We start from the raw sequence: 13,901 nt of genomic DNA, 5'->3' as shown, positions 1-13,901 counted from the left end.
TCAGCGCAGATAGCGCTGCTGTAGCCGCGCGACACTGCCGTCGGCCTGCAGCTGCTGATAGGCCTTGATCCAGCGCTCGGCTTCGGCTTCGGGCAGGCCCAGAGAGGCGCCCATGTACAAGGTCGCCTCGCCCAAGGTCGTGTGGGTGATGTAGGCCGCGCGATTGTGGCCATACTCATCGATCGCCGCCTGCAGCATCGGCGCGCCCGCATAGATGGCTTTCAGGCTCTTCTCATTGAGCATGCGCAGCAGGTCCTTGTAGTCCTTCGCCTCACGGATGTTGCTGAACTCCTCGTTCTGCAAGTTGCTGACGATGGGCGAGCCGCGCAGCACGCCGATCGGCGAGCGCCGCAACTGGTCCAGCGTCATCGGCTTGTCTTCTGCCCGGCCGACAAGCGTGTACTGCACGCGCATCAGCGGGATGAGCCAGCGGAATCGGTGCTCGCGCTCCGGCGTGCGGGCAAGCGGAAATACGCCAAACCGGCTGCCTTCGCTCGTCATCTTGACGGCCCGGGCCCAGGGGTAAAAGCTGACCCGACCCGGGCGCCCCAGCCTCTGGCTCATCGCCAAAGCCAGGTCGTGCGCGTAGCCCTGTGCACTGCCGTCACCGGCCTGCCAGGCGAAAGGAGGCAGATCACCGGCCACCCATTGGAGTTCATCGTCCGCGATCCTGACGCTGGACTGGGCGGCTTGGGGAGCGAGGACCGGAGCCGGCGCCAGCACGACCAGCCGCTCCAGAAAATCACGTCGATCCATCACGGCCTCTCAAGGTTGTTCGCTGCCGGCCTGTTGGCGTACCCGGCCTTTCAGACTCCCCTTTTTGGGGCTGTAACTCTAGCACCGAGCCCGGGCGCGCCCAAGTGCTTCACATGGCCTTGAATCGATGCACATAGGCACGGCTGACGGGCAGCTCGCGCTCATGGCGCTTGAAGCGCAGGAGCAGGCGGCTGGCCTCGTCGCGCCGCGTGCCGGCGAGGTGGGCCAGATTGATGACGGTCGAGCGGTGCACCTGCCAGAACTGCGCCGGGTCCAGCTGCGGCAGCAGCTCGACGATGGAGGTGCGGATCAGGTACTCCGCCTCAGCCGTCTGCACGCAGGTGTATTTTTCGTCGGCGTGGAAGAACAGCACCTCGGCCACGTCGATCTGGTGGGTCAGCTCGCCCTGGCTGGCACGCACCCAGCGCAGCAACGGCTGGGCCGGCGCCGGCGCCATGCGCTGCAGTGCCTGCGCCAGGGCAGGGCCCGGTTCGGCGGCCGGCGCCGCCAGCGCAGCCTGCACGCGCTTGACGGTCTGGGCCAGGCGCTCGGTCTTGATCGGCTTGAGCACATAGTCCAGCGCCGCCTGGTCGAAGGCCTGCAGCGCGTACTCGTCATAGGCAGTGACGAAGACCACCCGGGTCGCCCCTTCGATGCCTTGCGCCACTTCCAGGCCGGTCAGGCCCGGCATCTGGATGTCCAGGAAAGCCACATCGGGCTGAAGCGCCTCGATCTGGCCTGCGGCCTCCAGGCCGTTGCGGGCCAGGGCAACGATCTCCAACCCGGGCCACAAGGCCAGCAGCTGCTCCTGCAGGTAACGGGCGAGGTGCTGTTCGTCGTCGGCAATCAGGGCTCGGGTCATGGTTGCGGGAGGTCCTTCTCAAGGGGCAGGCGCAGCGTGGCGCAGCAGCCGGTGTCGGTCAGATCGAGGTCGAGCGCGGCGCCATCGTCGTAGCGGGCAGCCAGGCGCTCGCGAATGTTCTTCAGTGCCAGGCCGTTGCCGTGTCGGGCGCGGTGCTTCGGTGCGGCCAGACCCAGGCCATTGTCAAGCACCTGAATAGTTAATGCGCTATCGGCAACGCTGGCGCTGATGCGCAGATGGCCGCCGTCAGGCTTGCTCTCCAGCCCGTGGTTGATGGCGTTCTCCACCAGCGGCTGCAGCAGCAGCGGCAGCAGCATGGCCTGCCTGGCTTCAGTCGTGGCCTCGATCTCGAAGCTCAGGCGTTCGTTCATGCGGATCTGCATCAGGCCCAGATAGCTTTGCACTGCTTGCAGCTCCTGCTCCAAGGTGCAGACCTCGGCCCGCAGCGTCTGCAGGCTGGCGCGCAGATAGTCGGTGAAATGCTCCAGCATCTGCTTGGCGCGTTCGGGCGCCGGGTCGATCAGGCTCTGCACAGCCGCCAGGCTGTTGAACAGGAAATGCGGTTCGATCTGGGCCTGCATGCGCAGCAGCTGCGCCTCGGTGGCCTGCAGCTGCAGACTGCGGCGCTTGGCCGCCTGCCAGGCCAGATAGGTGCCGATCAGCGCGAACACCAGGCTGATAAAGAGGAACTGGCCGATGGCACGTGTCGAGTCAAACGGTGTGTTCCTGATCTCCACCTCGGTCAGCACGCGGGCCAGCTGGATGAAGATCCAGAAGCTCAGCAGCATGATGGCGATGGGCACCACCGCGAAGAAGACCCCCGCCTTCAGTTCGCCGCGGTTCAGCCGCTGCAGCGTCGGCTCCGGCACCAGCCGCTCGAAGGCGCGGTAGAAGCAGTGGATGCTGAAGGCGATGAACAGGCCCATCGCGTAGCTGAACAGCAGCGTCGACAGCCCCACATTCACGCGACCGAACACGACCGCCAGGCTAATGAAGAAGGTCGGGAAGAACAGGCCGAAGGCGCTGCTGATCAGCAGCCGCGCCCAGGCTGGTTCGTCCCGCCGCTTGTGCAGGTGAAAGTAGCGGCTCAGGGCGTAAGCGAGGTCTTGTTGCAGACTTTGAATGGACATGGCTTGCAGCAGTGTCGGGCTTGGATGCTTCGCAGCCTAGACGGGCTGACCCGGTGAGGCTGCGGGCCGGCGACGAATCGACAGAGGGCGCGACGAATTGCGCCACCGCAATCAGGGATAGGCTTGAGACCGGCATGTAACCCGGCTTGCCTACAATCCCGCAGCTCCAACCGGCGCCTCTGCGGTGCCGGCGACCCAAGCGACACATAAGGGAACCCATGCAAGTACCAGCCTCCATCTTCAAGGCCTATGACATCCGCGGCGTCGTTGGCAAGACGCTCGACGAAGCGCTGGCCGAGCATCTGGGCCGTGCCTTCGGCACCGAAGCCAAGGCCCTGGGCGAGAAGGCCGTGGTGGTGGGGCGCGACGGGCGCTTGTCAGGCCCGGGCCTGGTGGAGGCCCTGGCTCGCGGCATCCGCTCGACCGGTCTGGACGTGGTGGACCTGGGCGCCGTGACTACGCCGATGCTCTACTACGTGGCAGCCACGCGCGCCAAGCACGGCTGCAGCTCGGGCATCCAGGTGACCGGCAGCCACAACCCCAAGGACTACAACGGCTTCAAGATGGTGCTGCAGGGGGCCGCCGTCTACGGCGAGCAGATCCAGGGCCTGCGCCGCCGTATCGAGGCCGAGGACTACGCCACCGGCAAGGGCCGCATCGGCGTGATGGATATCGGTGCCGAATACCAGCATCGCATCGTGTCGGATTGCAAGCTCAAGCGCCCGATGAAGATCGTGGTGGACAGCGGCAACGGCATCCCGGGCGCCAGCGCGCCGGCGATCCTGCGCGCGCTGGGCTGCGAGGTGATCGACATCTTCTCCAAGGTCGACGGCGACTTCCCCAACCACCACCCCGATCCCTCACGTCCCGAGAATCTGGAAGACCTGAAGAAGATCGTCCATGCCTGCGATGCCGAGCTGGGCCTGGCCTTCGACGGCGATGGCGACCGCCTGGGCGTGGTCACCAAGGACGGCACGATGATCATGCCGGACCGGCAGATCATGCTGTTCGCGGCCGACATCCTGAGCCGCAACAAGGGCGCCGAGATCATCTTCGACGTCAAGTGCACGCAGCGCCTGGCACCCTGGATCCGCGAGCATGGCGGCCGCCCGCTGATGTGGAAGACTGGCCACTCGCTGGCCAAGGCCAAGCTGAAGGAAACCGGTGCGCCGCTGGCTGGCGAACTGTCGGGCCATATCTTCTTCGCCGAGCGCTGGTACGGCTTCGACGATGCTATGTACACCGCAGCGCGCCTGCTGGAGATCCTGTCGCGCGAGCAGGACCCGAGTGCGGTGCTGAACGCGCTGCCCAACAGCTTTGCCACGCCCGAGATCAACGTGCCCTGCGCTGAAGGCGAGCAGCACAGCGTGGTGGCCACGCTGCAGGAGACGGCCGAGTTCCCGGGCGCGCTGGAGGTCATCAAGATCGACGGCCTGCGCGTCGAGTACAGCGACGGCTTCGGCCTGATCCGTGCCTCCAACACCACGCCGGTGCTGGTGCTGCGCTTCGAGGGCCACACGCCTGAGGCGCTGGCGCGCATCGAGCACGATGTGCTGGCCCAGCTCAAGCGTGTGAAGCCTGACGCCACCTTTGCCGCAGGCCATTGATCGCGGCTGAGCCCGTCAAGCAGCGCCTGGCCCGCTGGGCCTATGGCGCACTGCTGCGTCTGCTGACCCCGGTCTATCTGCTGCGCCTGTGGCGGCGCGGCAAGGCCGAGCCTCTGTACCGCCATGCAATCGCGCAGCGGCTGGGCCTGGCCTATGCGCCCAGCGAGCCGGGCCGCCTGTGGCTGCATGCGGTCTCGCTCGGTGAGACACGGGCGGCAGCGCCGCTGCTTGCCGCATTGCGAGAACGTCATCCGGGCCTGCGCCTGCTGCTGACACACAGCACTGCCACCGGCTTTGACGCCGGCCGCGAGCTGCTGCGCGAGGGTGACGCGCAGACCTGGCTGCCCTACGACACACCGGGCGCGGTGCGCCGCTTTCTGCAGCGCTGGCAGCCGGCCATCGGCGTGCTGATGGAAACCGAGATCTGGCCGACGTTGCAGCATGAAGCGCGCAACGCCGCCCTTCCCATGGTGTTGGCCAATGCGCGTCTGTCAGCCAAGAGCCTGCGCCAGGGTGAACGCTTTGCCGCCTTACTGCGCCCGGCTGCCGAGGCCCTGAGGCTGGCGCTGGCGCAAAGCGAGGCGGACGCACAGCGCCTGCGTCAGGCCGGCGTGGGCGAGGTACAAATCTGCGGCAATCTGAAGTACGACCTGCAGCCTGATGCGGCCTTGCTGGCGCAGGGCCAGGCCTGGCGCGCCGGCCTTGATCGGCCAGTGCTGCTGCTCGCTGTCAGCCGCGAGGGCGAGGAGGCGCCGCTGCTTGCCGCCTGGGCTCGGCTGCCGGTGCAGGGACGACCGCTGCTTGCCATCGTGCCGCGCCATCCCCAACGTTTCGATGAAGTGGCCGCGCTGATCGAAGCCCAGGGCCTGAGAGTGGCGCGGCGCAGCAGCTGGACCGATTCCCCGCCGGAGGCGGCGCTTGGCGCCGATGTCTGGCTGGGCGATTCGATGCGCGAGATGCCGCTGTACTACGGCCTGGCCGATGTGGCCCTGCTGGGCGGCAGCTTTGAGAAACTGGGCGGCCAGAACCTGATCGAGGCCGCGGCCTGCGGCTGCCCGCTGCTGCTGGGGCCGCACACCTTCAACTTCGCCGAGGCCGCCGAGCTGGCGCTGGCAGCCGGAGCCGCGCGGCGTGTGGATGATCTGCAAACAGCGATCACGCAAGGCCTGACCCTGTGCGCTGATGCAGCGCAGCGCCTGGCGATGCAGCAGGCCGCGCAGGCCTTCGCGGCCGAGCACCGCGGCGCGGCGGCGCGCATGGCCGAGGCCATCGCCGGTCTGCTGGCGCGCTGACTTATCAGCTGCGCAGGCCGCTGCGCTCGATTTTCTGGCCGAGACGCACCAAATAGCGCTTGGCCAGCTCGGTACGCCCGCGTGCCAGCCATTTGATGCAGTCCACCAGCTCCCAGATCAGGCCGGTGTCGCCATACTCGTAAGGCTCGAAGTCCTCGTGCTTGATCGGCTCGCCTTCGGCCTTGCAGCCGGCGGCCAAATCTTCCGGATCCCACACGGTCAGGTAGGGCTGGTACAGGCGGAAGCCTGCATCGCGCCGGAAGGTGTGCAGCTCCACGCTGCTGAAATCGAGGTAGACCGTCTTGCGGAAGGCGCCAATCTCGCGATGCCGCCCCGCGAAGTGATTGAGCCGTGGCGTGCCTTCGTCCAGCCAGGGCTCGGCCAGATCGAGTATGCGCTGCTCATGCCCGCTGTCGACCAGAGCGACCAGGTCGAGGTCGGAGATGCGATGCCCTGTGCCCTTGGCGAAGGATCCCACCAGGAAGATGGCACGCAAGGCGGTTTCCTGGGTCGCCAATTCGTGCAGCGCCCGGATGCGTCGCAGCTGTGAATCCGGGGCTCCCTGTGTACGCAGTGCGTCCGCTATCGACTGCAAGGTGTTCATGGCTCGCGTGCGAAACGCATGGATCCGCCGTTCTGCCTGAGCGTCAGCGCGGGCGCCGCGCTACCGGCCTCGCCATCGAAGACGATCTCCAGCGGCGTGACGCGGGCGAAGAACTGGCGTGGTGCATTGGCAAACAGCTCGAACTCGCCCTGGCCGCTGGCCTGCGCAAACAGGCGTTCGCCGCGCGCCGTGATGCGCAGCTTGAAGTTGCTGTTCAGCGCGTACAGGCCGGCCAGCGGTGCCAGTTGCTCGGGCGGCAGCGTCAGCGCCGCTTGCTGGGTGCTGGCGAAATCCTTGGGCGGCACCGAGGGGTCGAGCAGATGCAGCGCCAGATCGCTGACCGGCACCATGGCATTGGCCAGCACTCCGGCGGCACGGCCGCGCTGAGGATCCAGCCAGAGCGAGCTGGAGAAGCCGCCGGTGCCACCGTCGTGGTTGAACACGGTGCGGCCGTTGAGTGGAGCGAGGTTCCAGGCCAGGCCGATCGGGTTGATGGGTGCAGCGCCGTCGGCATGGCGGCGCAGGCACAGCGCAAAGGCCTCGGCCAGCGGCTTGCCCGGGGTCTGGCCCAGCGCGGCTCGGGCATAGGCGGCCAGATCGCTCGCCGAGCCGAGCAGGGCGCCGGCGCCGGCCATCGCCGGCTGGAAGCGCCAGGGCGCCACCGGCTTGCCGGCCGCGTCATGACCCTGGGCCAGCAGCGTGCCTGGCGGCGGCGCCAGCACCATGCCGTCCAGTTTCAGCGGCCGCAGCACGCGCTCGGCCAGCAGCGCTTCGAAAGGCTTGCCGCTGCGCAGCGCCAGGGCCTGCCCAAGCAGCCCGTAGCCGAGGTTGGAGTATTCATAACGCTCCTCGCGAGCGCGTGCGGGCTGCCAGCTGCGCAGAAAGATCTGCATATCGGCCCAGCCGTAATCGGCATAGGGATCGTCGCCGCGCCGCGGCAGCAGATTGGCAGGCAGGCGTGGCAGACCGCTGCGGTGGGTGGCCAGGTCGATCCAGCGCAGCGGCTGGCCGCTCTTGTCGCGCAGTGGCAGGTCAAGCACCGGCTCCAGCGTATCGTCCAGACGCAACTCGCCACGCAGACTGGCATCGGCCAGCAGCAAGGCGGTGAAGGTCTTGGTGATGGAGCCGATCTCGAACAGGCCGGATTGATCGACCGGCGGCACTTTCCCGGCGCCGGCCAGTGCCAGGCCTTTGGCGACATCCAGCTCGAAGGCCTGGTAGCCTACGCCCTGGACCTTCACCCGCTGGTTCAGCGCGTCCTGGATGGGGCTGGCCTGCGCGTTTGCCTTCGGCAGCCACGTAAAAGTGGGCAGGGCAGCGAGGCTGTTGAGCATCAGCCGCCGCCGCTGTCGGTTTGGCCGCTGTGCGGCGCGTGTGCTTGTTCTCTGAGTCATCGTGAGCCTCCCCCTGAGACGCTGCCGACTGGCGCTGCGCCAGAATAGCAGTCGCATGTTCCTCTCTAGACCTGTCCGCCTCTCATGAGCGTCATTGCACAAAGTGCCCAGCAGGCGCTGGCCCTGGTGCTGAACCTGGATGCAGGTTTGCTGCGCATCGTCAGCCTGTCGCTGCTGGTCAGCGGCAGTGCCTGCCTGCTGGCCTCCGGGCTAGGCCTGGCGCTGGGCGCCTGGCTGGCCGTCGGGCGCTGGCCGGGCTTGCGCTGGCTCGCGCTGCTGACGAACACGCTGCTGGCCCTGCCTTCGGTGGTGGTGGGGCTGTGCGTCTATCTGCTGCTGTCACGCTCAGGCCCGCTGGGTTCGCTGGGTCTGCTGTTCTCGCCCAGCGCCATGGTGCTGGCGCAGGCCATTCTGGTGGTTCCGGTGATCGCGGCGCTGAGCCGCCAGCAGCTGCATGACGCGCTGGCCGAAGGTGGCGAGCAGCTGCGCTCCTTGGGCGCCGGGCCGATGCTGAGGGCTGCGCTGCTGCTGTGGCATGGGCGACGCGCCGTGCTGCTGATCCTGCTGACGGCCTTCGGCCGCGCCATCTCCGAAGTGGGCGCGGTGATGATCGTCGGCGGCAATATCGAGGGATTCACCCGCGTGATGACCACCAGCATCGCGCTGGAGACCAGCAAGGGCGACCTACCGCTGGCCCTGGCCCTGGGCCTGGTGCTGTTGCTCGTGGTGGGCCTGCTCAACCTGATTTCGGCGGCCCTGCGCCGCAAGGGACAGGGGATGAGCGCGGCATGACTGACCAGACGCTGATCGAGCTGCGCAACTGCAGCGTTCGCCACGGAAAGCATCAGTTGCTGGCCCCGACCACGCTGCGCCTAGCGCGCGGCGAGCGCCTGGCGCTGGTGGGTGCCAATGGCGCCGGCAAGACCACGCTGCTGCGCCTGATGCATGGCCTGCTGGACAGCCCCGGCAGGCAGCTGCATGGCCAGCCGCGCCAGGCCATGGTGTTCCAGCAACCCTTCTTTCTGAACCTTTCGGTGCGGCGCAATCTGCTGCTGCCCTTGTGGCTGGCGCGGGTGCCTGGCCCCGAGCGCGAAGCCCGCATGCGCAGCGCGCTGGCGCGTGTGGGCCTGGCTGGCGATGCCGAGCGCAATGCCTGTGAGCTATCGGGCGGCCAGCGCCAGCGCCTGGCTCTGGCGCGGGCCTGGGCGCTGAGGCCCGAGCTGCTGTTCCTGGACGAACCTACCGCGCATCTGGACCCCGGCGCGCGGCGCGAGGTCGAGGCCTTGATCCAGCAGTTCGCCGATGAGGGCATGAGCCTGGTGATGAGCACGCACAACCTCGGCCAGGCCAAGCGCCTGGCCACGCGTGTGCTCTATCTGGAGGGTGGGCGCGTGATCGTCGACCGGCCGACAAAGGAGTTTTTCAATCAAGCCCTGCCCGAAGAGGCGGCGCTGTTTCTGAAGGGGGAGTTGCTGTGATCAAGACCATTCGACGTTGGGCCCTGGTGCTGTTGCTGCCGGGCTTGCTGCTGCCCGCGCTGGCGAGGGCTGACACAGGGCGCAGCCTGGTGATGGCCTCGACCACCTCGACCGAGCAGTCGGGCCTGTTTGCCCACCTGCTGCCGCGCTTCACCGCGGCCAGCGGCATCACGGTCAAGGTGGTGGCGCTGGGCACGGGCCAGGCGCTGGATCTGGCGCGCCGCGGCGATGCCGATGTGGTGTTCGTCCACGATCCGGCCGCCGAGGCCCGCTTCGTGGCCGATGGCTGGGGCCTGAAGCGCCTGCCCGTGATGTACAACGATTTCGTGCTGATCGGCCCGGCGTCCGACCCGGCCGGCGCCAAGGGCAGCGATATCGCCCAGGCGCTGGCGCGCATCGCAGCCCGCTCGGCCCCCTTCATCTCGCGCGGCGACAAGAGCGGCACGCATGCGGCCGAGCTGCGGTTTTGGTCACTGGCTGGGCAAGACCTGACCCCGCTGCGCCAGGCCGGCAGCTACCGCGAGTGCGGCTGCGGCATGGGGCCGGCGCTCAATATGGCCTCTGCCACGGGCGCCTATTTGCTGTCCGACCGCGGCACCTGGCTGGCCTTCAAGAACCGCGGCGAGCTGGTGCTGCTGGTACAGGGCGACCAGCGCCTGAACAACCCTTACGGCGTGATCGTCGTGAACCCGGCCCGGCACCCGCATGTCAAGCACGTCGAAGCCCAGGCCTTTGCCGATTGGGTGACCTCACCGGCCGGCCAGGCCGCGATCGCGTCCTACCGCATCGGCGGCGAGCAGCTGTTCTTCGGTCGCACCGACTGAGGCTCTGCCGCAGGCCAGTGGCCGCTCAGCCAAGCGCGCGCAGTTTTCGGTACAGCGTGCTTCGGCCGATGCCCAGCTGCCGGGCCGCTGCCGACAGATTGCCGCCTGCGGCTTCGACCGCAGCAGCAATGGCATGCAACTCGGTCTGACGCAGGCTGGGAGGCGTCTTGGCAGCGAGCGCTGTCGCAGCGGCTGAGGCTGCGGGCGCGGCGCCCAGGGCGGGGAGGGTGGGGCTGGGCGTTGGCTGCTCATGCAACTCCCGGCGGGTCTGCGCACGCTGCAGGTCCAGGCCGCCCATCGGGAGGCTGAGCTTGGCATAGAGCGCTTCGCCAGGGCGGGCGCCATGGCTAAGGCGTTGGGGCCGATCGGGCTCGGCACGGGTCAGCTGCGCCAAGGCACCCAGGCTGCAGCCGAACAGGTGCTCCAGGCTTTCGCGCCGCAAGGCCGTGGCCGAGAGGCCGAGCATGTCGATCGCGCGACGGTTGACGCCCAGAATCCGGCCATCCTCGTCCAGCGCCAGCTGTGCCTCGTGCAGCGTGCCCAGTCCCATGGGGTTGCTGTGCAGATGAAGCCGGGTGCTGTGGCGGAAGCGATCAGCAAACCACTGGCTTTCGATCAGCCGGGCCGACATGGTGGCCAGTGCCAGGGTGTGCGGGTGGTAGGAACGCCGTTCGCCGGAGACGTCGATCACGCCTAGCAGCGCGCCTTTGTGGTCGAAGATGGGGGCGGCCGAGCAGGTAAGGAATTGCATCGCGCGCAGATAGTGTTCCTGGCCATGCACCAGCGTGGCCGACTCGGTCATCAGCGCGGTGCCGACCGCGTTCGTGCCCTTGTCGGCCTCGGCCCAGAGTGCGCCGGGGGTCAGCGCCACCTGCTGCGCGCGCTCCAGGAAACCAGCATCACCCAATGCATGCAGCACGCAGCCGCTGGCGTCGGTCAGCAGCACCATACTCTGCGCATGCGTCAGCTGCTCGTAGAGCATGTCCATGACCGGCAGGGCCTGCGCGCACAGGCGCGCATTGCGCTGCTGCACGTCGTGAAGTCCGGCGGGCTTGAGCCGCCTCAGGTCAGGCGTGCTGTGCTCGCTCAGCCCGAAGGCCTGGCAACGCTCGTGCGAAGCGGCAATCAGCTGCGCATGCTGCGCGTCAACCAGGGCACGTGATGCAGATGCCTGCGTTGGCGCAGGGGTCGGGCGTTGAACCATCTTGGGCTCCGGAGCAAAGGTGGAGCCCGTGCGACTCCGACCGAATGGGGCCGCCACCCGGTCGAGGCATTATCACTGGCGCGATCAGTTGTTGCTGGTGGCCCGCACCTCGGCCAGCGTGGTGACGCCAGCCAGCACCTTGACGAGGCCATCCTGGCGCAGGGTGCGCATACCTTCGTTGAGGCCGCACACCATGATTTCCTCGGCCCGCGCGCCCGTCTGAATCAGACGTCGCACTTCCTTGGAGACGGCGAGCAGCTCGTGCAGGCCCGCGCGCCCCTTAAAGCCGGTGTGCTCACACTTGGCGCAGCCGGTGCTGCGGTAGCGTTTGAGTTGCCCACCCTCGCCATAGCCCTTCTGCCATTCGGCCAGCAGGGCCGCACGGTCGGGCTTGTGCTCGTCCGAGAAGACATGCAGGTAGTCGTCCAGGATCTCTTGTTGTTCTGGCTCCGGCATCGGCTCGCTGATGCGGCAGCTGGTGCACAGGCGGCGCACCAGGCGCTGGGCCAACACGGCGAGCAGCGAATCGGCGAAGTTGAACGGGTCCATGCCCATGTCCAGCAGTCGCGTGACCGTCTCGGCGGCGCTGTTGGTGTGCAGGGTTGACAGCACCAGGTGGCCGGTGAGCGAGGCCTCCACGGCGATTTCAGCGGTTTCTTCATCGCGGATTTCGCCGACCATGATCACATCTGGGTCGGCACGCAGGAAGGCGCGCAGGGCTTTGGCGAAGGTCCAGTCGATCTTCGGGTTGACCTGGACCTGGCGCAGGCCGGCCTGGGTGATTTCCACCGGGTCCTCGGCCGTCCAGATCTTGCGCTCAGGCGTGTTGATATGCGCCAGTGCCGAGTGCAGCGTGGTGGTCTTGCCCGAGCCGGTGGGCCCGACGCACAGCACCATGCCATAGGGGCGGGCCACCGCGGCCTGGAGCCTGCTCAGATTGCTGGCTGACAGGCCCAGCTTCTCAAGTGGAATGGGTCGCGCGGAAGACAGCAGGCGCATCACCACGTCTTCCAGATTGTTGTTGGTCGGGATGGTGGCGACCCGCAACTCCAGCTTGTGCTGCGACGAGAAGCGCGAGAAGTTGATCTTGCCGTCCTGCGGCTTGCGGCGCTCGGAGATGTCCAGATCGCACATGATCTTGATGCGGGCGATCATGGCAGCTCGGTAGGTGTAGGGCAGCTCCAGATAGGGGTGCAGCACGCCATCACGGCGGAAACGGATCTTGAGCTTCTCGCGCCCTGGGTAGGTCTCAATATGGATGTCGGACACGCCCTGGGAATGCGCCTCGATGATCATCGAGTTGATCAGGCGTACCAGCGAATTGTCCGATTGCTCGATGGGCGTGTCGTCCTCGCGGATCGAGTGTTCCTGGCCTTCACGCTCCAGCGTCTCGATCAGCTTGTTGGCGGTGTCTGGCTCGAAGTCGAGTTGCGTCGCGGACAGGCGCAGCTCGCTGGCGCCCTGGCTCTCGCCGCCGAAGCGGTCGTAGACCGGTCCCAGCGAATAGGCCAACGTGCCGACCTTGGTCAGCGTCGGTACGACCTTCAGCTGGGTGATGAACTCGGCCTCGTCGATCGCGTCGCGCCGCGTCGGATCTTCCATCGCGACGATCAGCTTCCCATCGCGCATCACCAGCGGCAGCACCTCCAGGCGCTTGGCCACCGAGAAAGGCAGCTTGCGCACCGCGTCGGCCTCGACGGGGAAGTGCTCCACATCGACCAGCGGATAGCCCATCTTGCGCGCCAGCGCCGATTGCAGCTGCTGGCGTGTCACCACGCCCTTGCGCACCAGCAACTGGCCCAGCGGGACCGAGCGGTCTTCGCGTTGCTGGACCAGGGCCTCGTCAAGCTGCTCCTGGGTGATCAACTCAAGCGCCAGCAGGGCCTCGCCGATGCGAATCATGGGCATCTTGGCCTGTTGCTCGATGGCCTGCAGCAGCTGCTCGGCGCTGACCACCTGCTTGGCGACCAGGATATCGCCGACGCGGCGGCTGCGCAGGTCCTGCTGCTCGCGCGCGACCGCCTCGATCTGCTCATGCGTGACCGCCTGCTCACGTACCAGCAGGTCGCCGATGCGCTCGCCGATCTCGAAGCTGACCAGAGCCTCGCGCGGCACGAACACGCGTTGCACCGAATCCTCGGCGTCCCCGATGGGCGGAAACAGGTAAAAGCCCAGCTCATCCTGGAAATGGCCGATGGTCGAACCCTTGAGCTCGCCGCCGCCCTGGAACTTCAGCTTGAACGGATGGCGCGGGCGCTGGTCCAGCGGCAGCGGGTCGTCAAACGCGACCGCTTCGCGCGGCGCGGCGGCCACCGGGCGCAACAGCTTGAGGGCGCGGAATTGGGCGAACTTCAGCGGCATCGGATTGCGCGCCGGCGGCACATTGACCTGGGCCAGCCGCTCATCCGGCGACATCAGGATCATCAAGCCGACGGTGCGGCTGTTGTTCAGGCCCAGGATCTCGCAGGGCTCGGAACCGGCCTGGGCGCTGGGCTGAGGGTAGGCCGCATACGGCGGCGTCGGCCACATGAAGACGGTCTGATGCTGAGCGCCGGCGGCATCGCGCTTCGGGGGCGATGCGCCTTGAGGCCAGTCGAGAGGCGCGGACAGATCGTGCATCAATGAACTCCGAGTTTTTGTCGTGGGCAGGCGGCACCGGACTCCCAGCCAAGTGCACTGTGCAAAGCGGAGCTTAGACGCAAATCAGGTCAGGTGTGAGGGCGAACAGCGCCGCTGTCGCGAGCCATTTT

The 13,901-nt window shown here is 67.3% G+C and carries 12 protein-coding genes; 5 read left to right on the top strand and 7 right to left on the bottom strand.

All coding sequences use genetic code 11. The features are described 5' to 3' along the window. From ACIQ67_RS05055 to ACIQ67_RS05045, 3 genes are all read right to left on the bottom strand, one after another. Nucleotides 1-756, bottom strand: a complete 756-nt coding sequence (locus ACIQ67_RS05055) for a substrate-binding periplasmic protein (protein ID WP_397533266.1) — start codon at nt 754-756, stop codon at nt 1-3. Nucleotides 757-865: 109 nt separating this feature from the next. Beyond that, the gene (locus tag ACIQ67_RS05050) at nt 866-1,618 is read right to left on the bottom strand and encodes a LytR/AlgR family response regulator transcription factor (protein WP_397533265.1); all 753 of its coding nucleotides are present in this window, start codon (nt 1,616-1,618) and stop codon (nt 866-868) included. Further along, complete coding sequence (locus tag ACIQ67_RS05045; RefSeq protein ID WP_397533264.1) at nt 1,615-2,748, bottom strand: sensor histidine kinase; 1,134 nt, start codon at nt 2,746-2,748, stop codon at nt 1,615-1,617. The genes ACIQ67_RS05050 and ACIQ67_RS05045 overlap by 4 nt, the downstream gene beginning before the upstream one ends. A 218-nt stretch (nt 2,749-2,966) precedes the next feature. Here ACIQ67_RS05045 and ACIQ67_RS05040 point away from each other — a divergent pair, with 218 nt between their 5' ends. Both ACIQ67_RS05040 and ACIQ67_RS05035 read left to right on the top strand, forming a co-directional pair. After that, nucleotides 2,967-4,355: a phosphomannomutase/phosphoglucomutase gene (locus tag ACIQ67_RS05040; RefSeq protein ID WP_397533263.1), complete on the top strand. Its 1,389-nt coding sequence runs from the start codon at nt 2,967-2,969 to the stop codon at nt 4,353-4,355. Continuing rightward, nucleotides 4,352-5,647, top strand: coding sequence for a 3-deoxy-D-manno-octulosonic acid transferase (locus ACIQ67_RS05035; RefSeq protein WP_397533262.1), 1,296 nt, complete (start codon nt 4,352-4,354; stop codon nt 5,645-5,647). Before ACIQ67_RS05040 ends, ACIQ67_RS05035 begins: the two co-directional genes overlap by 4 nt. Before the next feature lie 4 nt (nt 5,648-5,651). Here the strand turns inward: ACIQ67_RS05035 and ACIQ67_RS05030 are convergent, their stop codons facing one another. Both ACIQ67_RS05030 and ACIQ67_RS05025 read right to left on the bottom strand, forming a co-directional pair. Further along, nucleotides 5,652-6,251: a nucleotidyltransferase domain-containing protein gene (locus ACIQ67_RS05030; RefSeq protein WP_397533261.1), complete on the bottom strand. Its 600-nt coding sequence runs from the start codon at nt 6,249-6,251 to the stop codon at nt 5,652-5,654. Further along, on the bottom strand, nt 6,248-7,585 hold the full coding sequence (locus ACIQ67_RS05025) for a serine hydrolase (protein WP_397533260.1): 1,338 nt from the start codon (nt 7,583-7,585) through the stop codon (nt 6,248-6,250). The genes ACIQ67_RS05030 and ACIQ67_RS05025 overlap by 4 nt, the downstream gene beginning before the upstream one ends. A 144-nt stretch (nt 7,586-7,729) precedes the next feature. Here ACIQ67_RS05025 and ACIQ67_RS05020 point away from each other — a divergent pair, with 144 nt between their 5' ends. From ACIQ67_RS05020 to ACIQ67_RS05010, 3 genes are read left to right on the top strand one after another with little or no spacing between them, the layout of a single operon-like run. Further along, entirely contained in the window at nt 7,730-8,437 is a 708-nt protein-coding gene (locus ACIQ67_RS05020) for an ABC transporter permease (RefSeq protein ID WP_397533259.1), read from the top strand. Next, nucleotides 8,434-9,123 carry an ATP-binding cassette domain-containing protein gene (locus ACIQ67_RS05015; RefSeq protein ID WP_397533258.1) on the top strand — a complete coding sequence of 230 codons (690 nt, stop codon included), beginning with the start codon at nt 8,434-8,436 and terminating at the stop codon, nt 9,121-9,123. The genes ACIQ67_RS05020 and ACIQ67_RS05015 overlap by 4 nt, the downstream gene beginning before the upstream one ends. 29 nt (nt 9,124-9,152) lie before the next feature. Then, nucleotides 9,153-9,947, top strand: coding sequence for a substrate-binding domain-containing protein (locus ACIQ67_RS05010; protein WP_397533291.1), 795 nt, complete (start codon nt 9,153-9,155; stop codon nt 9,945-9,947). 25 nt (nt 9,948-9,972) lie between these two features. Here ACIQ67_RS05010 and ACIQ67_RS05005 read toward each other — a convergent pair whose 3' ends face one another. After that, the gene (locus tag ACIQ67_RS05005) at nt 9,973-11,151 is read right to left on the bottom strand and encodes a GAF domain-containing protein (protein ID WP_397533257.1); all 1,179 of its coding nucleotides are present in this window, start codon (nt 11,149-11,151) and stop codon (nt 9,973-9,975) included. 84 nt (nt 11,152-11,235) lie between these two features. After that, nucleotides 11,236-13,770: an ATPase, T2SS/T4P/T4SS family gene (locus ACIQ67_RS05000; protein ID WP_397533256.1), complete on the bottom strand. Its 2,535-nt coding sequence runs from the start codon at nt 13,768-13,770 to the stop codon at nt 11,236-11,238. Nucleotides 13,771-13,901 lie beyond the last annotated feature (131 nt).

The sequence above is a fragment of the Roseateles sp. genome (assembly GCF_044373315.1).
GTDB lineage: Bacteria > Pseudomonadota > Gammaproteobacteria > Burkholderiales > Burkholderiaceae_C > JACDQM01.
The sequence above is the reverse complement of the archived record's forward strand: the minus strand, read 5'-3'. Positions and strand labels throughout refer to the sequence as shown.